The sequence below is a fragment of the Brachybacterium aquaticum genome (genome assembly GCF_014204755.1).
Lineage (GTDB): Bacteria > Actinomycetota > Actinomycetes > Actinomycetales > Dermabacteraceae > Brachybacterium > Brachybacterium aquaticum.
Window position 1 is genome coordinate 955,418 of the sequence record NZ_JACHLZ010000001.1, and the last position, 20,601, is coordinate 976,018.

The 20,601-nt window shown below is 67.0% G+C and carries 19 protein-coding genes, 2 pseudogenes and 1 other annotated feature; of the genes and pseudogenes, 7 read left to right on the top strand and 14 right to left on the bottom strand.

What is annotated here, in order from left to right; translation table 11 throughout:
• Positions 1–513: 513 nt before the first annotated feature.
• Positions 514–2,265 (bottom strand): hypothetical protein, encoded by a 1,752-nt coding sequence (locus tag HNR70_RS04240; RefSeq protein WP_184324555.1) that lies wholly within the window; start codon positions 2,263–2,265, stop codon positions 514–516.
• A 150-nt stretch (positions 2,266–2,415) separates the two neighbouring features.
• Positions 2,416–3,894: an AlbA family DNA-binding domain-containing protein gene (locus HNR70_RS04245; RefSeq protein ID WP_184324556.1), complete on the bottom strand. Its 1,479-nt coding sequence runs from the start codon at positions 3,892–3,894 to the stop codon at positions 2,416–2,418.
• A 1,106-nt stretch (positions 3,895–5,000) separates the two neighbouring features.
• On the opposite strand from HNR70_RS04245, the gene HNR70_RS04250 reads away from it, so the two are divergent.
• The 6 genes from HNR70_RS04250 (at position 5,001) to dgt (ending at position 10,006) form a co-directional block, all read left to right on the top strand.
• The gene (locus HNR70_RS04250; protein ID WP_184324557.1) at positions 5,001–5,726 is read left to right on the top strand and encodes a hypothetical protein; all 726 of its coding nucleotides are present in this window, start codon (positions 5,001–5,003) and stop codon (positions 5,724–5,726) included.
• A 3-nt stretch (positions 5,727–5,729) separates the two neighbouring features.
• Positions 5,730–6,464: a hypothetical protein gene (locus tag HNR70_RS04255; RefSeq protein WP_184324558.1), complete on the top strand. Its 735-nt coding sequence runs from the start codon at positions 5,730–5,732 to the stop codon at positions 6,462–6,464.
• Between the two features lie 3 nt (positions 6,465–6,467).
• Positions 6,468–7,520 carry a type IV secretion system protein gene (locus HNR70_RS04260; protein WP_184324559.1) on the top strand — a complete coding sequence of 351 codons (1,053 nt, stop codon included), beginning with the start codon at positions 6,468–6,470 and terminating at the stop codon, positions 7,518–7,520.
• A complete protein-coding gene (locus HNR70_RS04265) occupies positions 7,520–7,819 on the top strand; it encodes a hypothetical protein (RefSeq protein WP_184324560.1) in 300 nt (99 codons plus the stop codon). Before HNR70_RS04260 ends, HNR70_RS04265 begins: the two co-directional genes overlap by 1 nt.
• Positions 7,820–8,040: 221 nt before the next feature.
• On the top strand, positions 8,041–8,340 hold the full coding sequence (locus tag HNR70_RS04270; protein ID WP_184324561.1) for a hypothetical protein: 300 nt from the start codon (positions 8,041–8,043) through the stop codon (positions 8,338–8,340).
• A 1-nt stretch (position 8,341) separates the two neighbouring features.
• Positions 8,342–10,006, top strand: a complete 1,665-nt coding sequence (gene dgt, locus HNR70_RS04275) for a dGTP triphosphohydrolase (protein WP_184324562.1) — start codon at positions 8,342–8,344, stop codon at positions 10,004–10,006.
• 96 nt (positions 10,007–10,102) lie between these two features.
• Here the strand turns inward: dgt and HNR70_RS16465 are convergent, their stop codons facing one another.
• The 6 genes and pseudogenes from HNR70_RS16465 to HNR70_RS04300 form a co-directional block, all read right to left on the bottom strand.
• Positions 10,103–10,330, bottom strand: coding sequence for an IS3 family transposase (locus HNR70_RS16465; RefSeq protein ID WP_184326539.1), 228 nt, complete (start codon positions 10,328–10,330; stop codon positions 10,103–10,105).
• Positions 10,331–10,352: 22 nt separating this feature from the next.
• Complete coding sequence (locus HNR70_RS04285; RefSeq protein ID WP_184324563.1) at positions 10,353–11,423, bottom strand: IS110 family RNA-guided transposase; 1,071 nt, start codon at positions 11,421–11,423, stop codon at positions 10,353–10,355.
• A gap of 201 nt (positions 11,424–11,624) precedes the next feature.
• Entirely contained in the window at positions 11,625–12,377 is a 753-nt protein-coding gene (locus tag HNR70_RS04290; protein ID WP_184324564.1) for an IS3 family transposase, read from the bottom strand.
• Positions 12,291–12,419 (bottom strand) — a sequence feature (AL1L pseudoknot). Its footprint overlaps the gene before it by 87 nt.
• 25 nt (positions 12,420–12,444) lie before the next feature.
• Positions 12,445–13,602 carry an IS30 family transposase gene (locus HNR70_RS04295; RefSeq protein WP_184324565.1) on the bottom strand — a complete coding sequence of 386 codons (1,158 nt, stop codon included), beginning with the start codon at positions 13,600–13,602 and terminating at the stop codon, positions 12,445–12,447.
• 74 nt (positions 13,603–13,676) lie between these two features.
• A pseudogene (locus HNR70_RS16470) lies at positions 13,677–13,943 on the bottom strand (transposase); the annotation flags it as partial.
• A gap of 406 nt (positions 13,944–14,349) precedes the next feature.
• Positions 14,350–15,459, bottom strand: a complete 1,110-nt coding sequence (locus tag HNR70_RS04300; RefSeq protein ID WP_184324566.1) for a ScyD/ScyE family protein — start codon at positions 15,457–15,459, stop codon at positions 14,350–14,352.
• Positions 15,460–15,564: 105 nt separating this feature from the next.
• On the opposite strand from HNR70_RS04300, the gene HNR70_RS04305 reads away from it, so the two are divergent.
• Positions 15,565–15,966 (top strand): ATP-binding protein, encoded by a 402-nt coding sequence (locus tag HNR70_RS04305; protein WP_184324567.1) that lies wholly within the window; start codon positions 15,565–15,567, stop codon positions 15,964–15,966.
• 48 nt (positions 15,967–16,014) lie between these two features.
• On the opposite strand, the pseudogene HNR70_RS15765 reads toward HNR70_RS04305, so the two are convergent.
• The 6 genes and pseudogenes from HNR70_RS15765 to HNR70_RS04330 form a co-directional block, all read right to left on the bottom strand.
• Positions 16,015–16,227: pseudogene (locus tag HNR70_RS15765) on the bottom strand (Dabb family protein); the annotation flags it as partial.
• A gap of 189 nt (positions 16,228–16,416) precedes the next feature.
• A complete protein-coding gene (locus tag HNR70_RS04315; protein WP_184324568.1) occupies positions 16,417–17,202 on the bottom strand; it encodes an ABC transporter ATP-binding protein in 786 nt (261 codons plus the stop codon).
• Between the two features lie 85 nt (positions 17,203–17,287).
• Complete coding sequence (locus HNR70_RS04320) at positions 17,288–17,638, bottom strand: metal-sensitive transcriptional regulator (RefSeq protein WP_184324569.1); 351 nt, start codon at positions 17,636–17,638, stop codon at positions 17,288–17,290.
• A gap of 50 nt (positions 17,639–17,688) precedes the next feature.
• Positions 17,689–20,091 (bottom strand): heavy metal translocating P-type ATPase, encoded by a 2,403-nt coding sequence (locus HNR70_RS04325; protein WP_184324570.1) that lies wholly within the window; start codon positions 20,089–20,091, stop codon positions 17,689–17,691.
• 92 nt (positions 20,092–20,183) lie between these two features.
• Positions 20,184–20,318 carry a hypothetical protein gene (locus HNR70_RS16175; protein ID WP_281383207.1) on the bottom strand — a complete coding sequence of 45 codons (135 nt, stop codon included), beginning with the start codon at positions 20,316–20,318 and terminating at the stop codon, positions 20,184–20,186.
• Positions 20,318–20,533: a heavy-metal-associated domain-containing protein gene (locus tag HNR70_RS04330; protein WP_184324571.1), complete on the bottom strand. Its 216-nt coding sequence runs from the start codon at positions 20,531–20,533 to the stop codon at positions 20,318–20,320. The genes HNR70_RS16175 and HNR70_RS04330 overlap by 1 nt, the downstream gene beginning before the upstream one ends.
• Positions 20,534–20,601 lie beyond the last annotated feature (68 nt).

Here is a 20,601-nt window from a genome sequence, read left to right on the forward strand (position 1 = left end):
GTTCGAGAGTGCTGTGAGAGGTTCACTCGAAAGATCACACGGTGGCCGCGCCCACGTCCGGGACGATCACGGGGCCACCGCGCTACACCACTATGCGGGACTCAACTTGAGGCGCTGCCCAGCAAGCGAGGTGCCCCATGCAGCTCGACTTCCTGGAGTACATCGCAACCGTTCAATCGGCCTGGCAAGCTGGAACATACCCTCACCGAGCGCGAGAAGCATATTCGAGGAACCACGCAAGGAGCCGCCACGATCTGCCGGCAGGACGATGCTTACGCCAGCGCAGGCGACCTCGGAGGCGGGCACGGCCCGGCGTCGCATTCACGCGTGCGTTAGAACGGGCAGGCTCCGAACCATTCGGACGTTAGGCAAGTACTCCGCATCGCTCCGGACGACCTGGAGCGCGTAGTCGCGGAGCGCTCGTCGAAGCCCATGCCTTCTCCACCTCTAACCCTAGTAATCGGGGCGCCTTCGTAGCCCTATCGTGTGGATGCGAGCGAGGATGTCGCAAGCCTACGAATGAGAATCCCAGCGCATACGTCCGCGGGTCGTCGCGGCAGGAATGAGCCGAACGGCCTTCCGGGGCTGCGCGTGGACGCCGCTCGATTTGTCAGCCACGAGTTCGATGCCGCCGGTGATTTCGAGACTGAACGCGAACTCGAAATCGTCGCCGAGCAGGGGAAAGGGGATTGTCCAAGGAACGATGAGTTGCCCGGCTTTGGCGCGTGCCATTAGATCGTCGAGCGCTGAGGGCGCGTCCTCGTACCAGAAAACGAGCTCGTCGATGCCGACCTCAGGCTCCAACCCGGCGACGGTGTCCGCGATGATGCGGAGACCTACGCCCTTCGAACTTGTCAGAGCCTCTATGTTCCCGGGCAGCGCGATGGGTCGTTTGGCCCCAGTGCTGATGCGAACCAGGTCCTCTACAGCGGCGGCCAGTTGAGGTGGGATCGGCGAGTCACCGCTCAGGGTGACAGACTGCTCGGCGACTCGGAGACCGAACTCGTCTTGTGGGCGCAGCATGTTGTTGTTCCCCCACGCTGCGCAGAAACGCAGCGCCGGCAGGACGCGTTGCACGGGCTCACCCACCCAGCGGTCGCCGCGTATGTCGAGCTTCACCTTCGTCGAGACGCCCTTCATCACGTACAGATCGAGGCCGATGTATTTCTCGGCGTCGGTGCCCTGGAAATGTTCGCCACCTGCAATGCCGCGTCCTGCGCGGCGCAGCCAGAAGAGCCGCTCGGCGAGGAGTGTGCCGTCCGTGTTTTCGATGGCCCAGAGAGCCCGGGCTGTTGGCTCGTTGTCGAACTCACCGAAAGCCGGGCCGATTCGCAGCACGTTATCACCGGCGGGCGGGTCAGCACCAAGCCCCCCAGGTAGGTCGATAGTGAGCTCATCGACGACATTGCCTTCAAGGGTGACGGGCGTGCCGTAATCCCGCCATTGTTCCCACGCTTCGCGCTGCTCGGGCGTCATCCGCTGGGGATACACGGTGTAGCTGCCAGGGATGGAACGGTCTTCCAGGGCGCTGTCGTAGTTGGTGGAGACATGCCAAGTCACGTGTGGTGCCTCGGGGCCCGTCCGTGCGGTCACGCTGGCGACGAGTCCGGCCCTCGGCGTGATAGCGGGCAAGTCTCTCGTTACTTGGTAGTCATATCTGAAGTGCGGGTCCGCAGCGTTGATGTGCCTATGAAGGTCCGCCAGGGCGGTCGCCGCGTCGCCAGGTTCGACCTTTGTCGGGTCCGTCGTGAGGTTGTGCAGCCCGGTGAGGCTGCTCATCTGGTCCAGGATCTCGCGAAGCTTCTCCATGCCGTCGCCGAGGTAGTAGTCGCGGATGTTCGGGGATTCGAGCAGCAGATTTTCGATCTGCGTAAGCCCGAAAACTTCAACGGGGAACGGTGCATTAAGCTCTGCTGCAAGGTTCGCGAGCCATGTCTCCTGCTCGCGGGTGAGATCCATGGGCAGCGTCAGGTACCACTTGGCGACGGTGTAGTGAGATGCCGTGTCCTGGTGGGTCGCGATCGCTGTCTTCAGAGACTTCTTGATCTGGCTCTTCCGCGAGTCATCGAGTCCGTCCGCGAACTTCTTGACCTGGTAGTCCACGACGTGGAACTGCGACTGCCCCGCGGGTACCAGGACGTCCAATCCACCGTCGCCCTGGGAAGCTTTGATGCGCCGCGCATGCTGGTATCGGCGACACAGCCCGACCGCGATCATCCGCTCGATCGTGTCAGGGTCTACGACGGTCCACGGAATCGCGGTCATCGGCGGTGTCTCCTTCCGTGCTGCTGGGAATCGCCCGAATGTCATCCTCGCATCGCAAGTCGTGGGAGGTAAGCGGTCTGGCACGACGTCGGTGGTGCCCGCTTGGGTTGCGCCGCACAGGCTCATTTACCCCCGGGGCCGGGCGCCGCATTAGTCTTCGGCTGTCCCCGCGAAGGATACAAGACGTGGATTCTCGAAGCCGTCCCAGCCGTTGTAGGCGAAGGCTTCACGGATTGCCGCGCTGTTCATGTGCTGGTATACGGCCGCGAGCTGGGCGTCGGTGCCGTCAAAGAGCGCGGTGCGCGCGCCGGGGTCGTCGAGCAGGGTAAGGAATGCGGGCTCGGCCCTTGCCGAGTAGTAGAGGGCGAAGTTGGTGTACGCGCCGAGCTTGTCGTTATCGTCTTTGCCGGCGTTGGCGATGCCCCGGTAGACGTCGAACTCGACCAGTAGATCCGTGAGATCTCGTGGTTGGCCGTCGCCGAGCAGGTCGAAGAGGTGCGCGGCTACGGGCTTGGCGGCCTCGATGGCGCCGCTTCGCGTGCCTTCTTCGTCCTTCAAGAGCTCGGCTCGGGCGACCATCACTTCGGCCTTCCGGAGTAGCGACTTCCAGTAGCCATCGTGCGTACTAATGGGAGTGAGGTGGACCAGGACCGCCAAGTTCTCCCAATGCTTCTCCTGCACGAGAACAGCGCCGAGGGCATAGAGGTGCATCAGCACTTCTTTATGGCCGAGCGGGAACCGGCGCGGTTGGCTGACGAAGTCTTCATCGACCGCCTCGTAGATATCTCGGTAACCCTCGACCGCTCGGGAGAAGGTCGTGCCTGCTGAGTAGCGCGCGGAGAGTGCAGCGATGATGCTGAGCCGGTCGAGCCGATCACCTAGTTCGGACGCGACAGCCCTAGCGTCCTTACCCGTGGCGGAGTCGACGACAGTGACGGCGATGCTGATCGTCCTTCGCAGGAGGAGATCTAGGCCGACTTCGTCGCCGCGGCGGATCAGCTCGGTGACTGACGCGCCGAACGACTCAGCTGGCATCTCGCCGTTCACGTCTACGAACCCGCCTGGCTGGAAGGCTGGGGTTGCCACTCGGGTGGTCTCGAAGATGTCTCGTCGCCATTCCTCCTTGCGGGCCGCGATGACTCGCTCGATGAGACCGCGTGCTTCGTGCTGATTCCATCGAACGCTGGAAGTGCCGCGACGCACGAACACATCGCCAGCGCGCCAGACGGTCTTGTTCTCGTACTCGCCGTCTTTCGACATGATCCGCATGCCGTCCCGGTTCGGACCGACGCCGATCAAGAGGAAATCGTTCGACTCGATGCGGTGGAGGGCTGCGCTCAAGTCGATGGGCTCGCCGAGCACAGCGGCCACCTTGGACCGGATCTTCTGCTCATCGAAGTCGCCGGCAGCTTCAGGTGCAAACATGCCGCTCGGCGACCCGTGATCGTCAGCGCCTACGACGATGTAGCCTCCGTCGGGGAGGGACTCCATTGCGGCGATGTCTTTGCACAGCTCGATGAGGTCGGACTTCTGTCGCGGTTCCCATGTCGTCTTGAAATCGAGATCATCCGACTCTGCGCCGCGCGCGAGCAACCCACGCAGGCGATCCAAGTCGACGTTCATAAGCATGACTGAAGACTACAGCCGTGAAGGGACGGCGGATTGGCTATGAGGCCAGAATCACGACCTGCAGACGACGCGACTACGTGCGCCTACCGGTGTCAGATCTAGCAACCGGGGATCGAAGAGCTCTCGGTGGGCCCGAGACATAAGTGAAATTCCGGTCAGGAATAGTTTACCGAGACAGAGATGTAGGGGGGTTTTGCAGCGAAGTCTACGCTGCTGCGCGTGCTGGCGGGGCTTCTCGAGCCCACCGCAGGCACCGTCCTCATCGCCGGACGGACCCCTGCGCGGTCGCCGATCGTTGGGGGGGCGATGGTGGAGAGGTTGTGGCCGACGTTGCGCAGCTGCCGGGCGACCTCGTCGACGCCCACAGGCGGTTCGCCGTAGGGGATTGTGGCGCGGATGATCACGTCCGTGTAGATGCCAGCCAGCTTGTCACTCTACGGCGGGTGCCCTCTGTTGTCCAAGTCGCGGAGATTCTGGTCGATCTGCTCGATCAGAAACCTGATCTCGTCGACGTGGACGTGATTCAGATGCGCCCGCGTTCCATCGGTCTGCTCGATCCACCGCGTCTCGTAGGCCGCCGCTCGTGCATAGGGATCAGCGTCCGTGGCTTGTTGTACGGGTCGTCGCTCGGGTCGGTAATGACGTCCTTTTTCGTCCAGCGCCGCTCTCTCTGCGGCCGTTAGTGGCCTCCCATTGGCGACGCTAACCACCCCACGATAGCGGGGTGGTTAGCGATGTTCCTGTTGCTGATGAGGCCCTGTCCGCTCGCGCGATCCCGCGGTCTAAAGGTCACGAGCCCTGAACCGGGCGGCCAGAAAAGGCCCCGCAAAGGGCGGGGAACTCACGGTGGAAAACCTGTCGAAGCCGGCGCCGTCGACTACAAGAATCGAAACGTGATTTAACGCGGCTACTAGCGTATCAAGCTAGTCGAGGCCTCGCCTGAATCTTGATAAGCACGTCGTCCTTTACTGCGCCGCCATGGTCCTCAATGCGCGCTCTCGCGTGGATAAGGGCTTTGTCGGAAGCGCTGTAGCGCGCGGTGTCGTGGTGAGTGCGCTTGTCGATGAGGACAGAGAGACGGAGGAGCTGCGATGTGGAGATTCAGGATGCGCAAGGTGCAGGCCGCGCTGGCTGCTGTGGGGGTGATCGTTCTAGTCATCGTGGGGTTGGCGGTGGTTGGTCAGTTCTCCAGGGTGTCGGAGGACGAGAGGATCGACGTGAGACCTACCAGCGAGGAACCCAGCGTGGTCGGGCTGGAAGATCCGACCCAGGAAGCGAACCCGGTGGTGCTGTCGCTACCGAGCACGAGCGAGCCCCAGGAGCTAGCTCCCGCGGTCGCAGAGTTGCTCGGCAGCGCGGACACGGCCCGATTCCAGGAGGCGCACTACGTGGCGACCATCGCGTCGGCTGCGCCGGAGATCCCCAACGAGGGCGCCGAGCCGACGACTCCCCAGCAGTGGTCGCAACAGGTCGTCACGACGGCGTGGAAGTCGGACCCGTGGGCAGATCGGGCGCAGTACAAGACGACCGATGAGTTCACCGCGCAGAAGGTGACCGCGGTCGAGACCGCCGAGTTCCTGGACTACTTTGCGCCGGCTACGGCGCAGGGCTCCGAGCAGGCGAGGGAGTACCTGACCGGCGAGGGTCTGGTGGTGATGGAGGTCGAAGGGGTCATGCGGCGCGAGCTGACGGACCCCGAGGACGGGGTGCGGAAGCAGCAGGAAATGGGCACGGTCACCTGGACGGTGGCGATGCTCTGCAACGAGGGCGAGGACTGCAAGGTGTTCCTGGCCGTCCCCGGCACCCTCGAGGAAGTAGCGGAGGAGGGCTGAGCCATGGGCGACCTGTTGAAGGATCTCGCCGGCGGGGCCGGCGTCCTCGTGGGTGGTCCCCAGACCGCGCTGACGACCGTTGTCGGCGGCAATGCGTCACCGCTGAACCTGGTCGGCAACGCGGCCCAGGATGCGATCGGCGACGCGATCGAGGGCAAGGCCGAGGAGTTCCTGTGGGACCTCGCGCAGAGCGTCGTGGACGGTACGCACGTGCTGTTCCACATGATCGTGGATCTGATGCTCCAGCTGTCCGAGCCCCAGGTGACGGGGGAGTTCATCTACACGATGGGCGGGCGGATCTTCTTCATCAGCCTGCCGCTGATCGTGGCGTTCGCCGCGCTGCGGATCATCTCGGCGTCGGTCCGGGCGCAGGCGCTCACCGGGGCGCGGGATGCCTTCATCGGCGCGGGGGTGTCGGTGCTGGGGACGGTGGCGCTGGTGCCGCTGACGGCCATAGCGGTGCGGGCGGTCGATGCCGTGGCGGACGGGATGTTGAGAGCGACCCTCGCTGATGGTGACCAGTTCGTGGATGAGGTCATGGCGGCGGTGGTGCAGCTGGGGACCTTGGTGGGGAACCTCGTCGGTCGCGCGGAAGTCTCTGGCCCGATCTCGCCGTGGGAAGTGCCGGCGGGAGGGGTCATCGCCACGTCACTAATCTGCATCGCGGCGGCGGGGTTGCTGATGGTCGCGTGCGTCATCATCGGCCTGGCGCTGGTGGCGCGGAACATGCTGCTGTAAATCGTGATCGTGGTCGGTCCGCTGTGCCTGTCGGGGCTGGCGTGGGGGCCGACTCGGCGGTGGGCGTCGATCTGGCTGGGCTGGATGGTGGCACTAATCTTCACCAAGCTGGCGATCGTGATCGTCATGGGCCTGGGGGTCCTGGCGGTCACCTCGACCATCCAGTCCGGTGCCGTCAGCGCTGATCCGCTGCCGGGTCTGACCACGGTCCTGTCCGGGGTGTTGATGCTGATTCTGGCGGCGTTCATGCCGGTGGCGTGCTTCGCGCTGTTCGGGTGGATGGGCGAGGCCGGCGTGCGGGAACTCCAGGGCGCTGCCGACGGCGCGCAAGGAGCGCTCACCTCCGTGCCCGCGTCGGCGCTGGCCGCGGGGCAGAAGGCCAGCGGGCGGCTGTCGTCGTTGCTCGATGGTGGGGGTGGGTCGGGCCAGGGCGCGAATCCGGGCCTGGTCGGTGGGGAGGCCGGCGGTGGTGACGGCGGCGGCGCTGGGGACGCTGAGACGGTGGCTGAGACGGGTAAGGGCGCGGCGGTCGCCGCGACGGTCGGGAGCGGGGGCCTCGCTGCTGGCGCTGTGGTCGCCAGCGAGGTGGCTTCTGAGGCCCGCGAGGCTGGAGAGGGCGTCGCGGACGGGGTGCAGGAGAGCGTCGGCGGCGCGGTCTCGGAGACGACCGAGACGACCGGATCGAGCGGGGAGGGCGCCGCTGGTGGGTCGAGTGGCGGGGGTGGCGAGCAGCCATACTCCTGGGAGCAGCCGGCACCGGGTGAAGGCACCGGGGACGGTGGCGGCTCCGCTCCGGTGGTGGGCGATGTGCCGATGAGCAGCGAGGGGCCAGCGGCGGGGGAGCCGGCGCCGGTCGTGGCACCGTCGGGGGGTGTCGAGAGCAGCGCTCCGGTGGACGCGGGGCCGGCGGCGCAGATGCCGCTGCCGGAGCCGGCACCGGTCTCCACGCACGCGGGAGCACCGCCGGAGCCCGCGGTGGGGGAGACCCCGCCGGCTCCGATTGCCGCGCCGCTGGAGGTTCCCGTGACCGGTGAGAACGCGGAAGGGGGCAAGTGATGGGTGAGGGTGAGGATCCGGTCAGGCCGCTGGTGCCGGTCAGTGACGGCATGGACTCGGCGCGAGAGATGCTGGTTTCTGTGGCTGGGACGATCGCCAACGCGGCGATCCTGGCGACCGTCGCGGCGCTCATCATCGGCGCGATCCTCTGGGGTGCCGGCGTCGTGCTCCAGCGTCCCGGCCTGAGCCAGAACGGCGTGCAGACCATCGTCGGTGCGGTCGCGTGCGCGATCGTTGCGGCGGGGCTGAACGCATGGATCGCCTGGTTCGGACAGCAGGCAATCTTGATCTGGAACTAGGTATATGAGGTCGCGACGCCTTCAATGCCGACGCGGAGTCGCAGTGCCGGACGTGCTGCAGGTCGTGTGAGGGTGGTGGTGGTGGTTGCCGCCTGCGATCGCTCTCCGGCGCATGCCATCGGAGCCGGCAAGGGTAGCGAGTTCCGGCGGGTCGTCCGAGGCCTGTCAGCCACTCATGTCATGCTTGTGCCAACCGCCGATGTAAGGGAGGATTCATCGTCATGACAGCGCAGCTCCTCGGAGGTCCACCAAAGAAGCTTCGTTCTCGAGCCAAAGCTCGAGCGGGCATAGTGGCTCTGCAGGAGGAGGCCCAGGCGCAACGCGCAGCTACAGCCAGTGCGGCGCAGACCGTGCTCGAGCAGCTGCAGCAGGCTCCAGAGCACCGGGTCCCCATGCAGCAGGTCTTCGAGGATTCGCGGCAGCCGGAGCGTCGAGTCATGGAGGCTCTTCAGCAGCTTGCAAGCACAGGGCAAATCCTGCTTGATACCCGCGCGACGACCATCACACTGGCGGGCAACTAATTTGAAATCATCAGTTCGGAACAGCGCTGAGAGGCTTCAGGGCGGCGAACGACACCAGGAGAAGTGGCGTACTAACGGACAGGTCGACGTCGATCGGATTCTCTACTCCCCGGAGTTCCGTCGGCTTTCCGGGGTGACGCAGGTGGTTCCTCCTGAGGAGGAGTTTCATTATCACGACCGCCTAAGCCACTCAATCAAGGTAGCCCAGGTATCCGCCACTTTGGCGCGAATGCTCGTCTATCGCGCCAATGAGGGCGGGCGGGAATGTTTCGCCGAGATCAACCTCGAAGAGTGGGTCGATCCCGACCATTGCTATGCAGCTGGCCTGGCTCATGACATCGGCCATCCCCCATTCGGGCACGCCGGCGAGGCGGCGCTGCAGCAGATCCTGGAGCTTATGGGAGAGAAGGATGAGCAGTTTTGGGATTTGGACTCACAAGCTGCCATTGAGCTCACGAATTCCGACAGCTCAAGACTTGCGGAGCGCTCATTTGAGGGAAACGCGCAGTCGACTCGCGTTGTAAGTAAGCTGAGCTTCCGAGGCGACGGGCTGAATGCGGGTCTCAACCTAACCCTTCGGACGATGGCGGCAATCGCGAAATACCCCTGGGCAAAGGGCGGCCATCCGGTCGGTCAAAACAAGCTAGCCCAGAAATGGAGCTTCTATCCTGAAGAGGTCGGAATCCTCGACAAGCTGGTCAGGGCGGGTTTCGTTCAGCCGGTCACCGACAAAAATGGCGCTGTGATCAGAGTCCACCGCTGGGTTGAAGCGGAGATTATGGATTGGGCCGATGATATTAGCTACGCTGTTCACGACCTGGATGATTTCTATCGCGCGCGCCTGATCCCGCTTGGTCAAATTCTCCTCGAAATACAGAGAACTCGCCCGACCATTAATTGGTTCGAGTCGAGCTTCGATTTCGGTCACGATGCGGATATTGGTGAGGCACTGCAGTATATTAGTGCGAAGTTAAAGAGTTTTCAGGAGCGTTCCCAGGCGAGTTTTAACGACCCGGCACAGACGCCGGGTCGCGCGGGTGGGCGAATGGAAGAGTTTAATGCCGCATTCGAGCAGATTAGATCGCTTGCGCAGGAGTTCACGCGCTCATCGGATTTCTCTGGCACCCACGAAGCGCATGCGGACCTCCGACGATTCTCTAGCGCGGTTATTAAGTATCTTTCAGAAGCCGCGAGCCTAGGGTTTGACGCTGAAACTCAGCGCGTGCAGCTACGGCTTGACCCAACCGCAGTTCTTGTCGCCGAGTTCTTTAAGGCAATTAATAGCTACTTTGTTATCGAGAGCATTAATTTGGCTGCCATGCAGTATGGGCAACAGTTTAATCTATACTCATTGTTTTCTGGACTGCATGACCTTACAGCGGAGTGGATGGAAAAGCAGGCGGAGAATAAGAAAAGCAATAGGTTGCCGGCACGACTTCGCTCATACTTGACCACGCAAGCGGCGCCTGGTCAGGCTACGATCCCAGTGGCGGAGAACCCGACCTCGACTGAGGACGTAGCGGACGCACCTGGCGAAGACCTTATCGCCATAGCGGTCCTGGACTACATCACGAGCCTGCGCGACGCGCAAGCGGCACACCTTGCGGCGCAGCTCAGAGGTGCCCGCGAAACGCCTACGGTAGCTGGAAATTGGCTTAACACCTGACCCAGAGGGGCCCGTTGGCGGTCGGGTGCCGGGGGCGCCCTCGCATGTGGCCTGCTCGGCATTCTGGAGCCGTGAAGTTGAATCGCCCCGGGTTTGTTAGAGGCTCGCAAGTGCCGTGTCGGCGGTCGCCGGCACGGTCTGGTGGTGATGGTAGATGTCCTCCAGCTCGACGGGTGGGATCATGCCGATCTCCCCGTGGAGACGTCGGTGGTTGAACCAGTCGATGTACTCAGCGGTCGCGATCTCAAGCTCGTCGATGTTCTTCCAGGGCCTGTGGTTGCGGATCAGCTCGGTCTTGAACAGCGAGTTGAAGGCCTCGGCCAGGGCGTTGACGCTCCTATAGTTGTCAACCCGCGATTTCGCCGGTGCGGGGGTTGACCTTGATGAGTTGGTAGACCTCGCGGATGACGTAGCGCTTCAGGCAGCGGATGATGTCGCGCTTGCTCTTGCCTTCAGCGGTCCGACGGGCGACGTAGGCGATGGTCGGCTCGTGGAACCTCATCCGGACGATCACGGTGCGGTAGATCGCGGCGTTCAGCTGCCGGTGCCCACCGTGGTTGATGCGATGTCGACCGCTGGTCATCCCGGAACCGGTCGGGACTGGGCTGATACCGGCGAGCTTCGCGAATGCGGCTTCGGAGTGGATCCGCTCGGGGTTGTCGCCAGCGACGATCAGGATCTCGGCTGCGGTATCGACGCCGATGCCGAACTGCTCCAGCAGCTGGGGTGCGGTGCGAATGACGAGCGCCTCGATCGACGCCCTTAGTTCCTTGGCTTCGCTGTCCAGGTGCTGCCATCTGCGGGCCAGTGACCGCAGCGCATGGCGGAGAGAGTCTGCGGGCGTCTCGAGGTTGCGAGGGCGCAGCGCTGCGAGGTGTCGGGCGAGCTTGATCGGCGTCATCCGGTTCGTCTCCCGGCGCAGCGTGTCGTCGGCGTGGACGAGCATCGCCTTCATCGAGATCATCGCGGCGGAGCGGTCGGTCACGGCTGAATCGTGCGCGATCTTGAGCTGCCTGATCATCTCGATGCTGCTGTCCGCGGTCTTCGGAATGACCGTCGCGAACCCCGCGAGCACGGAGCGGGCGGCGTTCTCCGCGTCGAGGGTGTCGGATTTCCCGTTCAGGCGCCGCTGGCGGCGATCAGGGCGTCCTGCTTCGACGACCTTGTGTCCGTGGCGGCGCAGGAACGATGTCAACGTCGCACCATAGGAACCGGTGCCCTCGATGCCGAACGCAAGGACCTTGCCGAACGAGTCCGCCCAGGTGAGAAGCTGCTTGAAGCCACCCGTGTCGGTGGGGACGGTGAGTGTCGCCAGGATGCCGCCGATGGTGTCGAGCACGGCGGCGACATGGATGTGCTTATGGGTGTCGACGCCGATGACGACGTGCCCGGAGTGGACGGTTTCGAGTGTGCTCATGGTGCCTGTCTCCCTTGACGGTTAGCGTGGTCTCACGCTGTCGCCGGCGGGTGGACAGGACTGTCACGGGGACGCTCTCGACATGCTGCTCCAGGCTCCTATTAGGTCACGCCCGATCCGGCGGCAGCGCTTACTGCGTGCCCAGCCGGGCGGTCGACAGATCAACGCAAAGGCACCACTCGGGCCAATCGTAAGCAAGGGTCAGACCGCGCCGGCCGGGACTCCCCAATCCTCGCGGGACCGGGTAGAAAGAGACTGACAGTCGTAAGAATCGCCGCTCGAGCCGACCGAGGCCACGGCCCCAGCCTCGGCGAGGCGCTGGGTGTAGCGGACGGCGACGTACTGGACCCCTTTGTCGCTGTGATGCGTGAGCCCGGAAACGTCGTGGCCAGCGTGCTCGCGGGTCCAGATCCCCATCTCCAGCGCGTCCAGGGCGAGGTCGGTCCGCAGCGACTTCGACAGCTGCCAGCCAACCACGCGGCGGGAGAACACGTCGATGATGAACGCGGCATAGACCCAGCCCGCGAACGTGCGGCGGTAGGTGATGTCGGCGACCCAGAGCTGGTCCGGGGCCGTCGCGGTGAAGTTGCGTTCAACCAGGTCAGGACGTGTGTCTAGGCCGTCGCCTGGGCGCGTGGTCCGAGGGCCTCTCTCTCGGCTGATGCCGCGCAGACCTTCGGCTCTCGTCAGCCGTTCCACGGTGCAGCGCGCGACTGAGACGCCTTCCCGGCGCAGCTGAGCGTGGAGCTTCTTCGCGCCGTAGACCCCGAAGTTCTTCGCGTGCACGCGCCGGATCTGCACGAGCAGCTCCTCGTCCCGCAGCGTCCGCTTCGAGGGTGGTCGGGTCTTGAAGGCGTAGTAGGTGCTCGGCGCGATCTGGGTGCCCGCTGCGGTGAGCGTGCGGCAGATCGGCCAGGCGCCGAACTCGTGCTTGTGCTGGTCGATGAACTTCACGATCAACGCTGTGGGCGGTCGAGCTCCGCTACGAAAAAAGCCGAGGCCGACCTGAGGATCGGCGGATTCAAGCGGTGGGCGCAAGGAACTCTGCGAGCTTCTCTGATGGTGTCAGATAGCCCAGTGTCTTGCGGGGGCGTCCGTTGAGGCTGTCCTGGATCGCGTCCAACTTCTCGCGGCTGACGACGCTCAGGTCGGTGCCTTTGGGCAGGTACTGGCGCAGCAGGCCGTTGGTGTTCTCGTTGCTCCCCCGCTGCCAGGGCGAGTGGGGATCGCAGAAGTAGATCGGGATTCCTGTGGCGATGGTGAACGCGGCGTGCTTGGACATCTCCGCGCCTTGGTCCCAGGTGATCGTTCGGATCAACGAGGGCGGCAGCTTGCTGATTGCGGCGCGCATCGCGGCCTCGACCTGCTCGGCGCTCTTGCCGTCGGGCAGGTGCAGCAGCAGTGTCATTCGCGTCGAGCGCTCAACGAGCGTGCCGACGGCGCTGCGGCTGCCCTCGCCGAGGATGAGATCACCTTCCCAGTGGCCTGGCACGGCGCGGTCGTCGGCTTCTGCGGGGCGTTCGCTGAGCATGACCATGCCGGGGATGCGGCCGCGACCGTCCGTGGTTCGGCGGGGCTTGCGGGCCGCTCTTCCGGACCGCAGGCACCGCGCCAGCTCACGGCGCAGTTCGCCTCGGCCCTGCACGAACAGCGACTGGTAGATCGTCTCGTGGCTCACGCGCATCTCCGGGTCGTCGGCGTGATCCAACCGTAGGCGCGCCGCGATCTCCTCAGGTGACCACAGTTGCTCCAGCCGGCTGGCGACCTCCTCGAGCAGCCGGCCCGACGCAAGCTTGAACGGCTTCGGTCGACGCGCCTGCTCGCGGGCACGTTCATGACCACGCCACGCCGAGTAGCCGCAGCGACCCCCGCCGCGCTTCACCTCACGGCTGACGGTCGACACCGCACGCCCCAGCTGCTCGGCGATCGCGGTGAAGGTATCGCCACGATTGATCCCCAGCAGGATCTGCTCGCGCTCGTGGATCGTCAGACAGCCCTGCCGTGGCTCCCAGCCGAACGGCCTGGCGTCAAGGTGCCTGCCGGTGCGGGCCATGATGCCGACCATCGGCGCGCTGCAGCCGATCTCTTTCGCGATGTCGACCAGCCGCCAGCCCTTCCCGTGCAGCCTGAGCCCGAGCTGCTTCTGCTCCCGGCTGAGATGACCGTGCCTGCCCTGCATCCGGATCCTCCTGTGATCAGTGACTGCCTCATCTCACAGGACTCGTTGCACTGACCGCTTGAATCCGCCATCGCGTTAGCCCGGCGCAGCTCGCGCACTTCCTTCTCCAACTCAGCGAGCCGCTCAGCGTCGCTGGTCGTGGTCCCGGGTCGGTGCCCCTCGTCGATCTCGGCCTGCACGACCCAGTTCCTCAAAGTCTCGGGATTGATCCCGAGCTGCTCACCCACACGACGGAACGTTCCAGACTTCGTCGCTGGATCCCGTCGCGCGTCCACGGCCATCCTCGTGGCCCTCTCCCGAAGCTCGTCGGGGTACTTCCTCGGTGCTGCCATGCTCCTCATCCTCCCGTGGATTCAGAGCCTCCACCAGAACCGGGGCGATTCAGAGGGGTAGTTGTGCAAGCGCGTCCATGGAGGCCACGGTGCCTTGCTGGGGGCTATGGTGTCGCGGCTTTGCTTCCCGTTGGGGATGGTCGGTCCTTGTGCAGGGACGCTGCGGCGGCGCGAGCGCGACTAGACGGTCTGTGCTCAAGTAGCCATGCAAGAGTCACCCGGCCTGGGCTCGGCCGGCTACGAAGTCGACCTCGATCAGGGAGCCCTGCCGCCGTGCCTCGAGACTCTTAATCAGCGGGTACGGGGTTCGAGTCCCTGATGGCGCACCCGAGGAAGAAGCCCCACCGGTCATCCGGTGGGGCTTCTTCGTGTCTCGGGCTCGTGCACCGGGATCGGCTCGTCCTGGCCGACGGGCTCAGAGCCGGATCCGCACCACGCTGCCGCCGCCCGTCGCCGGGGCGATGGTGCCGGTGGTGACGTAGGCCCACGACCCGTCGATCGCCAGGCCGTAGGGCTGGTTCAGCCCGCCCGCGACCAGCGGATGCGAGGAGCCGCCGGGCACGATCTTGCGCAGCGACCCGACCGGGCCGCTCAGCAGACCGTCGCTCGCGACCTCCACGGCGTACAGCGTGCCGTCCGAGGCGATGTCGAGCGAGGTGACGTTGGTCAGACCGGTCGCATAGGGCGTCGGCGTGCCGCCGCCCGCGGGGACGCGCCAGATCGTCGAGGAGCCCTTCTCGAAGGGGAAGCCGACGAGCTGGGAGACGTACCAGGAGCCGTCCTTGCCCTGGACCACGTCGGTCGGGACGGCGTCGGCCGGGAATCCGACCGGTACCGGGCCGGGCTGGGTCGTCGCGACCGGGGCGAACTCGGCGAGGGTCGAGCCGCCCTTGCGGGTGGACACGAGGGTGTTGCCGCCGGAGTCGGCGACGACGTAGCCGTTCCCGGAGCGAGCGAGCCCGGTGGGGTTGGAGTCCACGTCGGCGTCGATGTCGTGGGCGGCCTCGTGGGCGACCGTGTCGAACTCGTAGGTGACCACGCCCTTCTTGTGGTTGGGGTTCAGCGTCGCCGAGCCGACGTACCCCAGATGCGTGCCGTCCTTTCCGAAGGAGTCGCGGATGGCGGGGGAGCCGCCGAGACCGATCGTGAAGGCGACCGTGTTGTTGCCGGTGAACACGAGATCGAAGGGGCCGACGCTCTCCGCCGCGCTGCTCAGGGAGGGCAGGCCGGTGACGACCCGGTCGACCGTGCCGCCGGAGATCTTCGCGAGGGAGCCGGTGAGGCCCGCGCAGGTGGTCCCGAACTCGGGATGCTGGACGCAGGAGTCGTCCGGGGTGAGGAAGGGTCCGGCCTCGGCGACGTACAGCGTGCCGCCGGGGCTGAAGGCGAGCTGGCGGGGGCTGTTAAGCCCGGTCGCCACGGTCTCGGGTCCGGCGGCCGTCGCCGCCGATCCGCCGAGCAGGGAGGCGCCGAGGGCTAACGCCCCGGTCGCCGCGAGCAGTCTGCGATACACGTTCAGGGACATGACCGGACCTCCCGGAGAGGGTGCGGCACCGTTGCCACAGCTGCGGCAACGGTAGTCCCGGGACCGGGCAGGGGACAGGGGTGACGGCTGTCCATTATCTCAGAAATGCCGTCATTGTCGGCCGGTGGTTCATCGGCGCAGGCCGTGTGCTCGTCGCGGACCTCGACGGACGACGACTCGCTGTCGCAGGACTGCGACAAAGGATCTCCGAACAGCGACGTCGCTGTCGCCGCGCTGGCGAACGGATGCTCGGTCGGTTCCGGGGAGTCGGATGGCGGAACCACCGGTGGCACCTCCGCGGAGAAGCACAGCGGAGCGGCCGACGACGGCACCTCGGCCGACAGCGCGGCCGACGATCGCATCGACGGCTCCGGGCTCGGGCTGCCGATGGTGCGCGCGATCCTCGAGCGGCACGGCGGCAGCGCCCATCGCGAGTCCTGGCACGGTGAGGGTTCCACCGTCACGCTCGGCCTCCCCGCGGGCGACGGGCGCGCCGCCAGGGGCTGAGCGCCCGTAGCCGGTCTCGACCGGGGCCGATCTCAGCCGGGACCGGGCTCAGCCGGGGTGGACGACGAAGTGGTACTCCTGGAACTCGGCCACCTCGCGCTCCCAGCGCCCGGCGACGAAGCCGCGGTGGTCCGGGTGGGCGTCGTAGGCGTCGTACTCGTCCTGCGAGGCGAAGACTATGGAAGACTGCCAGGTCAGGTCGCTCTTGGCGCTCACCTGGCGGTTGATCGCGAAGTCCTGGACGCCGGGGATCGCGGTGAGCGTTCGCCGGCCGGTCTCGAGGAACTCCCGCTCGGCCTAGGAGCCGGGGGCGTGCTCGAGACGGAAGACGACGGTGTGCTGGATCGACATGCAGGGGCCTCTCGGAGGGCGGGCGGGGAGGGAAGGGCGGCGCACATGCGCCGCGGACCCTCGCGGTGCGACGGGAGCCGGGAACTGCGGCGAGTGCGGTCAGCGCAGCGCGCGGGCGGCCTCGGTGTGGGCCTCGGAGTGCGCCTCGGCGAGCTCCCGGATCACGGGATGCTCCGCGCTCTCGAGGACCTCGTCCAGCAGGCCGCGGGCGAGGATCCGGCCCTCGCCGAGCACGGCGATCTGCGGGCAGAGCCGTCGCAGCAGGTCCACGTCGTGGGAGGCGATGAACGCCCCGATGCCCAGGCGCTCGATCGTGGCGGCGAGGGCGCCGGCGATACGGGTGCGGCTGTGCGGGTCCACCGCGGTCAGGGGCTCGTCGAGCACGAGGATCTCGGGCCGGGTGGACAGCGCGGTCGCGAGGGCGACACGCTGGACCTCACCCCCGGACAGGGTGCGCATGGTCCGGGAGAGGAACCGCTCCTCGAGGCCGACGGAGGCGAGCATCTCCTCGGGGGTGACCGAGTGGGTGCGCCCGCCCTTGCGGGCCTCCTTCGCGGCGAGCTGGAGACGGGAGGCGACGGTCTCGCGCGGATCCGAGATGGTCATCGCGTACTGGGAGACGAAGCGGACCGCGGCGCGGAAGTCGCGACGGTCACGGCCGCGCAGGCGGTGCACCTGCTTCCCGTTCCACATCACCTGGCCGTAATCGGGGCGCTGCTCACCGGAGAGCGTCGCCAGCAGCGTGGTCTTCCCGGCACCGGAGGGGCCCAGCAGTCCGAGCGGCGCGTCGCCGGGCGCGATCTCGAGGTCGACGCCCTCGATGACGGGCTCGCCGGGGTAGCCGACGTGCAGAGAGGTGGCGGTGAGGGCTCTCGAAGCGGGCATCAGGATCTTTCCTCGCAGGCGACGGACCCGTGCACTGTAGTCCGCGCTGCTGGGGGAGGCCTGCGGTCGCCGGGACCCGGACGGCTCAGGAGCGCACGAGGCGCGCGATCGCGTCCGAGGCCTCCTTGAGCTTCGCCGAGCCCTCCTCCTCGTCGGCGCGGGCGGCGTCGAGCACGCAGTGCTGCATGTGGTCGTCCAGCAGCCCCATCGCCACCCCGTCCAGCGCGCTCTTCAGCGCGGAGATCTGGGTGAGGATGTCGATGCAGTACTTCTCCTCGTCGACCATGCGGTGCAGACCGCGGGCCTGCCCCTCGATCCGCTTCAGACGGGCGAGGTAGCGGGACTTGTCGGAGATATAGCCGTGGTGGTGCTCGTGGCCCGCCTCCGCGTCCTCGGTAGGCGGTGCGGGCGTTTGGGCGGGATCGGTGGTGGCCATGGTGTCCTCCGGCAGTGGTGGCGTGGAGTGCGGTCGGGTGGCAGCTGCGCTCAGGCGGCGGCGGGCGCGGACTCGGCGGCCGGCCGTGCGGGCGCCGCGGCAGGATCGTCGTGAGCGCGGCTGCGGAAGGAGCGCAGGCGCAGGCTGTTGCCCACCACGAACACGCTCGAGAAGGCCATCGCGGCGCCGGCCAGCATCGGGTTCAGCAGCCCCAGCGCCGCCAGCGGGATCGCGGCGGTGTTGTAGGCGAAGGCCCAGAACAGGTTGCCCTTGATGGTGGACAGGGTGCGGCGGGACAGGCGGATCGCGTCGGCCGCGGAGCGCAGGTCCCCGCGCACCAGCGTGATGTCGCTCGCCTCGATGGCGACGTCGGTGCCCGTCCCCATCGCGAGGCCCAGATCGGCCTGGGCGAGGGCTGCGGCGTCGTTGACGCCGTCGCCGACCATCGCCACGACCTTCCCCTCGCCCTGCAGGCGCGTGGTGACCTCGACCTTGTCCTCGGGGAGCACCTCGGCGATGACCTGGTCGATGCCGACCTCGGCGGCGATCTGCTCGGCCGCGGCGCGGTTGTCGCCGGTGAGCAGCACGGGGGTGAGTCCCAGGCCCTTCAGCTGGGTGATCGCCTCGGCGCTGGTGGGCTTGACGGTGTCGGCGACGACGAGCACACCGCGGACCGCGCCGTCCCAGGCGACGACCACGGCCGTGCGGCCGCGGGCCTCAGCGTCCGCCTTCGCCGCGGCGAGGGGCGCGGGCAGGAGGGGCGCGCCCGAACCGTCAGCCCCGTCGGCTGCGTCGAGCCCGACGGACCCGCCCGTCGCGCCGGCCTCGTCGGCCGCCCCCGCGGGGGCGAGCAGGATCTCGCGGCCGACGAGGACCTCGCGCCCCTCGACCGTGCCGCGCACGCCGCGCCCGGCCAGGTTCGCGAACCCGGTGACCTCGGGCAGTGCCCCGGTCTCCTCGGCGGCGCCCTTCGCGATCGCCTGGGCGATGGGGTGCTCGGAGGCGTTCTCGACGGCGCCGGCCAGGCGCAGCAGCTCGGTCCGGTCCGTGCCCTCGGCGGGCAGGGCCTCGGTGAGGGTCATCCGCCCGGTGGTGACGGTGCCGGTCTTGTCCAGCACCACGGTGTCGACCTGACGGGTGGACTCCAGCACCTCGGGGCCCTTGATGAGGATGCCCATCTGGGCGCCGCGGCCGGTGCCCACCAGCAGTGCGGTGGGGGTGGCGAGGCCGAGCGCGCAGGGGCACGCGATGATCAGCACGGCGACGGCGGCGGTGAACGCGGCCTCGAGCGGGAAGCCCGCGCCGATCCAGGCGCCGAGCACGATCACGGCGATCGCGATGACGACCGGGACGAACACGCCGGAGACCCGGTCGGCCAGGCGCTGGATCTCGGCCTTGCCGGACTGGGCGTCCTCGACCAGGCGCGCCATCCTTGCCAGCTGGGTGTCGGAGCCGACGCGGGTGGCGCGCACCAGCAGGCGCCCGCCGGCGTTGACGGTCGCGCCGGTGACGGTGTCGCCCTCGCCCACCTCGACCGGCACGGACTCGCCGGTGAGCATGGAGGCGTCCACGGCGGAGGTGCCGGAGACGACGGTCCCGTCGGTCGCGATGGTCTCCCCGGGGCGGACCACGAAGGTGTCGCCGACGGCGAGGTTCGCGACCGGGATGCGCACCTCGGCGCCGCCGCGCAGCACGGCCACGTCCTTCGCGCCCATGTCCAGCAGGGCGCGCAGCGCGGCGCCGGCCTGTCGCTTGGAGCGCTTCTCGAGGTAGCGGCCCAGCAGGATGAACATGGTGACCCCGGCGGCGACCTCGAGGTAGATGTTCGCGCCGCCGTCGCTCGGGCCGATGGCCAGGGAGAACTCGTGGGTCATCCCCGGCATCCCGGCGTCGCCGAGGAACAGCGCGTACAGCGACCACAGGTAGGCGGAGATCGTGCCCACCGAGATGAGCGTGTCCATGGTGGCCGCGCCGTGGCGGAGGTTGATCGCGGCGGCGCGGTGGAAGGGCCAGGCCGCCCACACGATGACGGGGGAGGCGAGGGTGAGGCACAGCCACTGCCAGTAGGTGAACTGCAGCGCCGGGACCATGGAGAGGACGATGACCGGCACCGACAGCACCACTGCGCCGATCAGTCGCTGACGCAGGGAGCGCAGCTCCGGATCCTCCTGCTCCTCGCCGTCCTCGCTGGTCGCCGAGGCGGGCGGGGCGGGGAGCGCGGCGGTGTACCCGGTCTGCTCGACCACGGTGATGAGGTCGGCGGGGTCGTAGCCCTGGGGCACGGACACGCGCGCCTTCTCGGTGGCGTAGTTGACGCTGGCGGTGACGCCGTCGAGCTTGTTGAGCTTGCGCTCGATGCGGTTCGCGCAGGAGGCGCAGGTCATCCCGCCGATCTCGAGCTCGATGTCGGCGCCGAGCGGCAGGGGAGCGCCGGTGGACTCCGTGGTGGCCATGATGGGGAGGTCCTCCTCGCGAGTGACGGATGGGCGGATGGGCGGGTGACGGGGGAGGTGGGGCCGACGGGCGGCCGACGGGCGGCCGACGGTCAGTGGCCGGTGGTGCCGCCGGTCCAGGCCTCGACCCAGGCAGCCGGCACGAGCGCGTCGGCCAGCAGCATCGAGGCGAGGAACAGCACCACGAGCAGCAGCCCGTAGAGCCCCACCCTCACGGGGGCCTTCATCAGGCCCGCACCGCGCTGTAGCCGGCCTCCTCGACGGCGGCGAGCACGGCGGCCTCGTCGACCGGCTGGTCGGAGCCGACGCGCAGCACGCCGGTCTCGTGGCTGACCTCGACGTCGGTGACGCCGGGGACCTCGGAGACCTCCTCGCGCACGGACATCTCGCAGTGGCCGCAGGTCATGCCGGTCACCTGGAACTGGGTGGTGGTCGCGCTCATGGTGCACTCCTCGTCGTGTCTGGTCGTGTCCGGACCTGATGCCCGGACCTCGTGTTCGCTCTCGGGAC

Excerpts from the sequence above, each read along its gene's own strand:
- HNR70_RS04240 (WP_184324555.1), bottom strand. The coding sequence starts at position 2,265 with ATGACCGCGATTCCGTGGACCGTCGTAGACCCTGACACGATCGAGCGG.
- HNR70_RS04245 (WP_184324556.1), bottom strand. The coding sequence starts at position 3,894 with ATGCTTATGAACGTCGACTTGGATCGCCTGCGTGGGTTGCTCGCGCGC.
- HNR70_RS04250 (WP_184324557.1), top strand. The coding sequence starts at position 5,001 with ATGCGCAAGGTGCAGGCCGCGCTGGCTGCTGTGGGGGTGATCGTTCTA.
- HNR70_RS04255 (WP_184324558.1), top strand. The coding sequence starts at position 5,730 with ATGGGCGACCTGTTGAAGGATCTCGCCGGCGGGGCCGGCGTCCTCGTG.
- HNR70_RS04265 (WP_184324560.1), top strand. The coding sequence starts at position 7,520 with ATGGGTGAGGGTGAGGATCCGGTCAGGCCGCTGGTGCCGGTCAGTGAC.
- HNR70_RS04270 (WP_184324561.1), top strand. The coding sequence starts at position 8,041 with ATGACAGCGCAGCTCCTCGGAGGTCCACCAAAGAAGCTTCGTTCTCGA.
- HNR70_RS04285 (WP_184324563.1), bottom strand. The coding sequence starts at position 11,423 with ATGAGCACACTCGAAACCGTCCACTCCGGGCACGTCGTCATCGGCGTC.
- HNR70_RS04295 (WP_184324565.1), bottom strand. The coding sequence starts at position 13,602 with ATGCAGGGCAGGCACGGTCATCTCAGCCGGGAGCAGAAGCAGCTCGGG.
- HNR70_RS04300 (WP_184324566.1), bottom strand. The coding sequence starts at position 15,459 with ATGTCCCTGAACGTGTATCGCAGACTGCTCGCGGCGACCGGGGCGTTA.
- HNR70_RS04305 (WP_184324567.1), top strand. The coding sequence starts at position 15,565 with ATGCCGTCATTGTCGGCCGGTGGTTCATCGGCGCAGGCCGTGTGCTCG.
- HNR70_RS04315 (WP_184324568.1), bottom strand. The coding sequence starts at position 17,202 with ATGCCCGCTTCGAGAGCCCTCACCGCCACCTCTCTGCACGTCGGCTAC.
- HNR70_RS04320 (WP_184324569.1), bottom strand. The coding sequence starts at position 17,638 with ATGGCCACCACCGATCCCGCCCAAACGCCCGCACCGCCTACCGAGGAC.
- HNR70_RS04325 (WP_184324570.1), bottom strand. The coding sequence starts at position 20,091 with ATGGCCACCACGGAGTCCACCGGCGCTCCCCTGCCGCTCGGCGCCGAC.
- HNR70_RS16175 (WP_281383207.1), bottom strand. The coding sequence starts at position 20,318 with ATGAAGGCCCCCGTGAGGGTGGGGCTCTACGGGCTGCTGCTCGTGGTG.
- HNR70_RS04330 (WP_184324571.1), bottom strand. The coding sequence starts at position 20,533 with ATGAGCGCGACCACCACCCAGTTCCAGGTGACCGGCATGACCTGCGGC.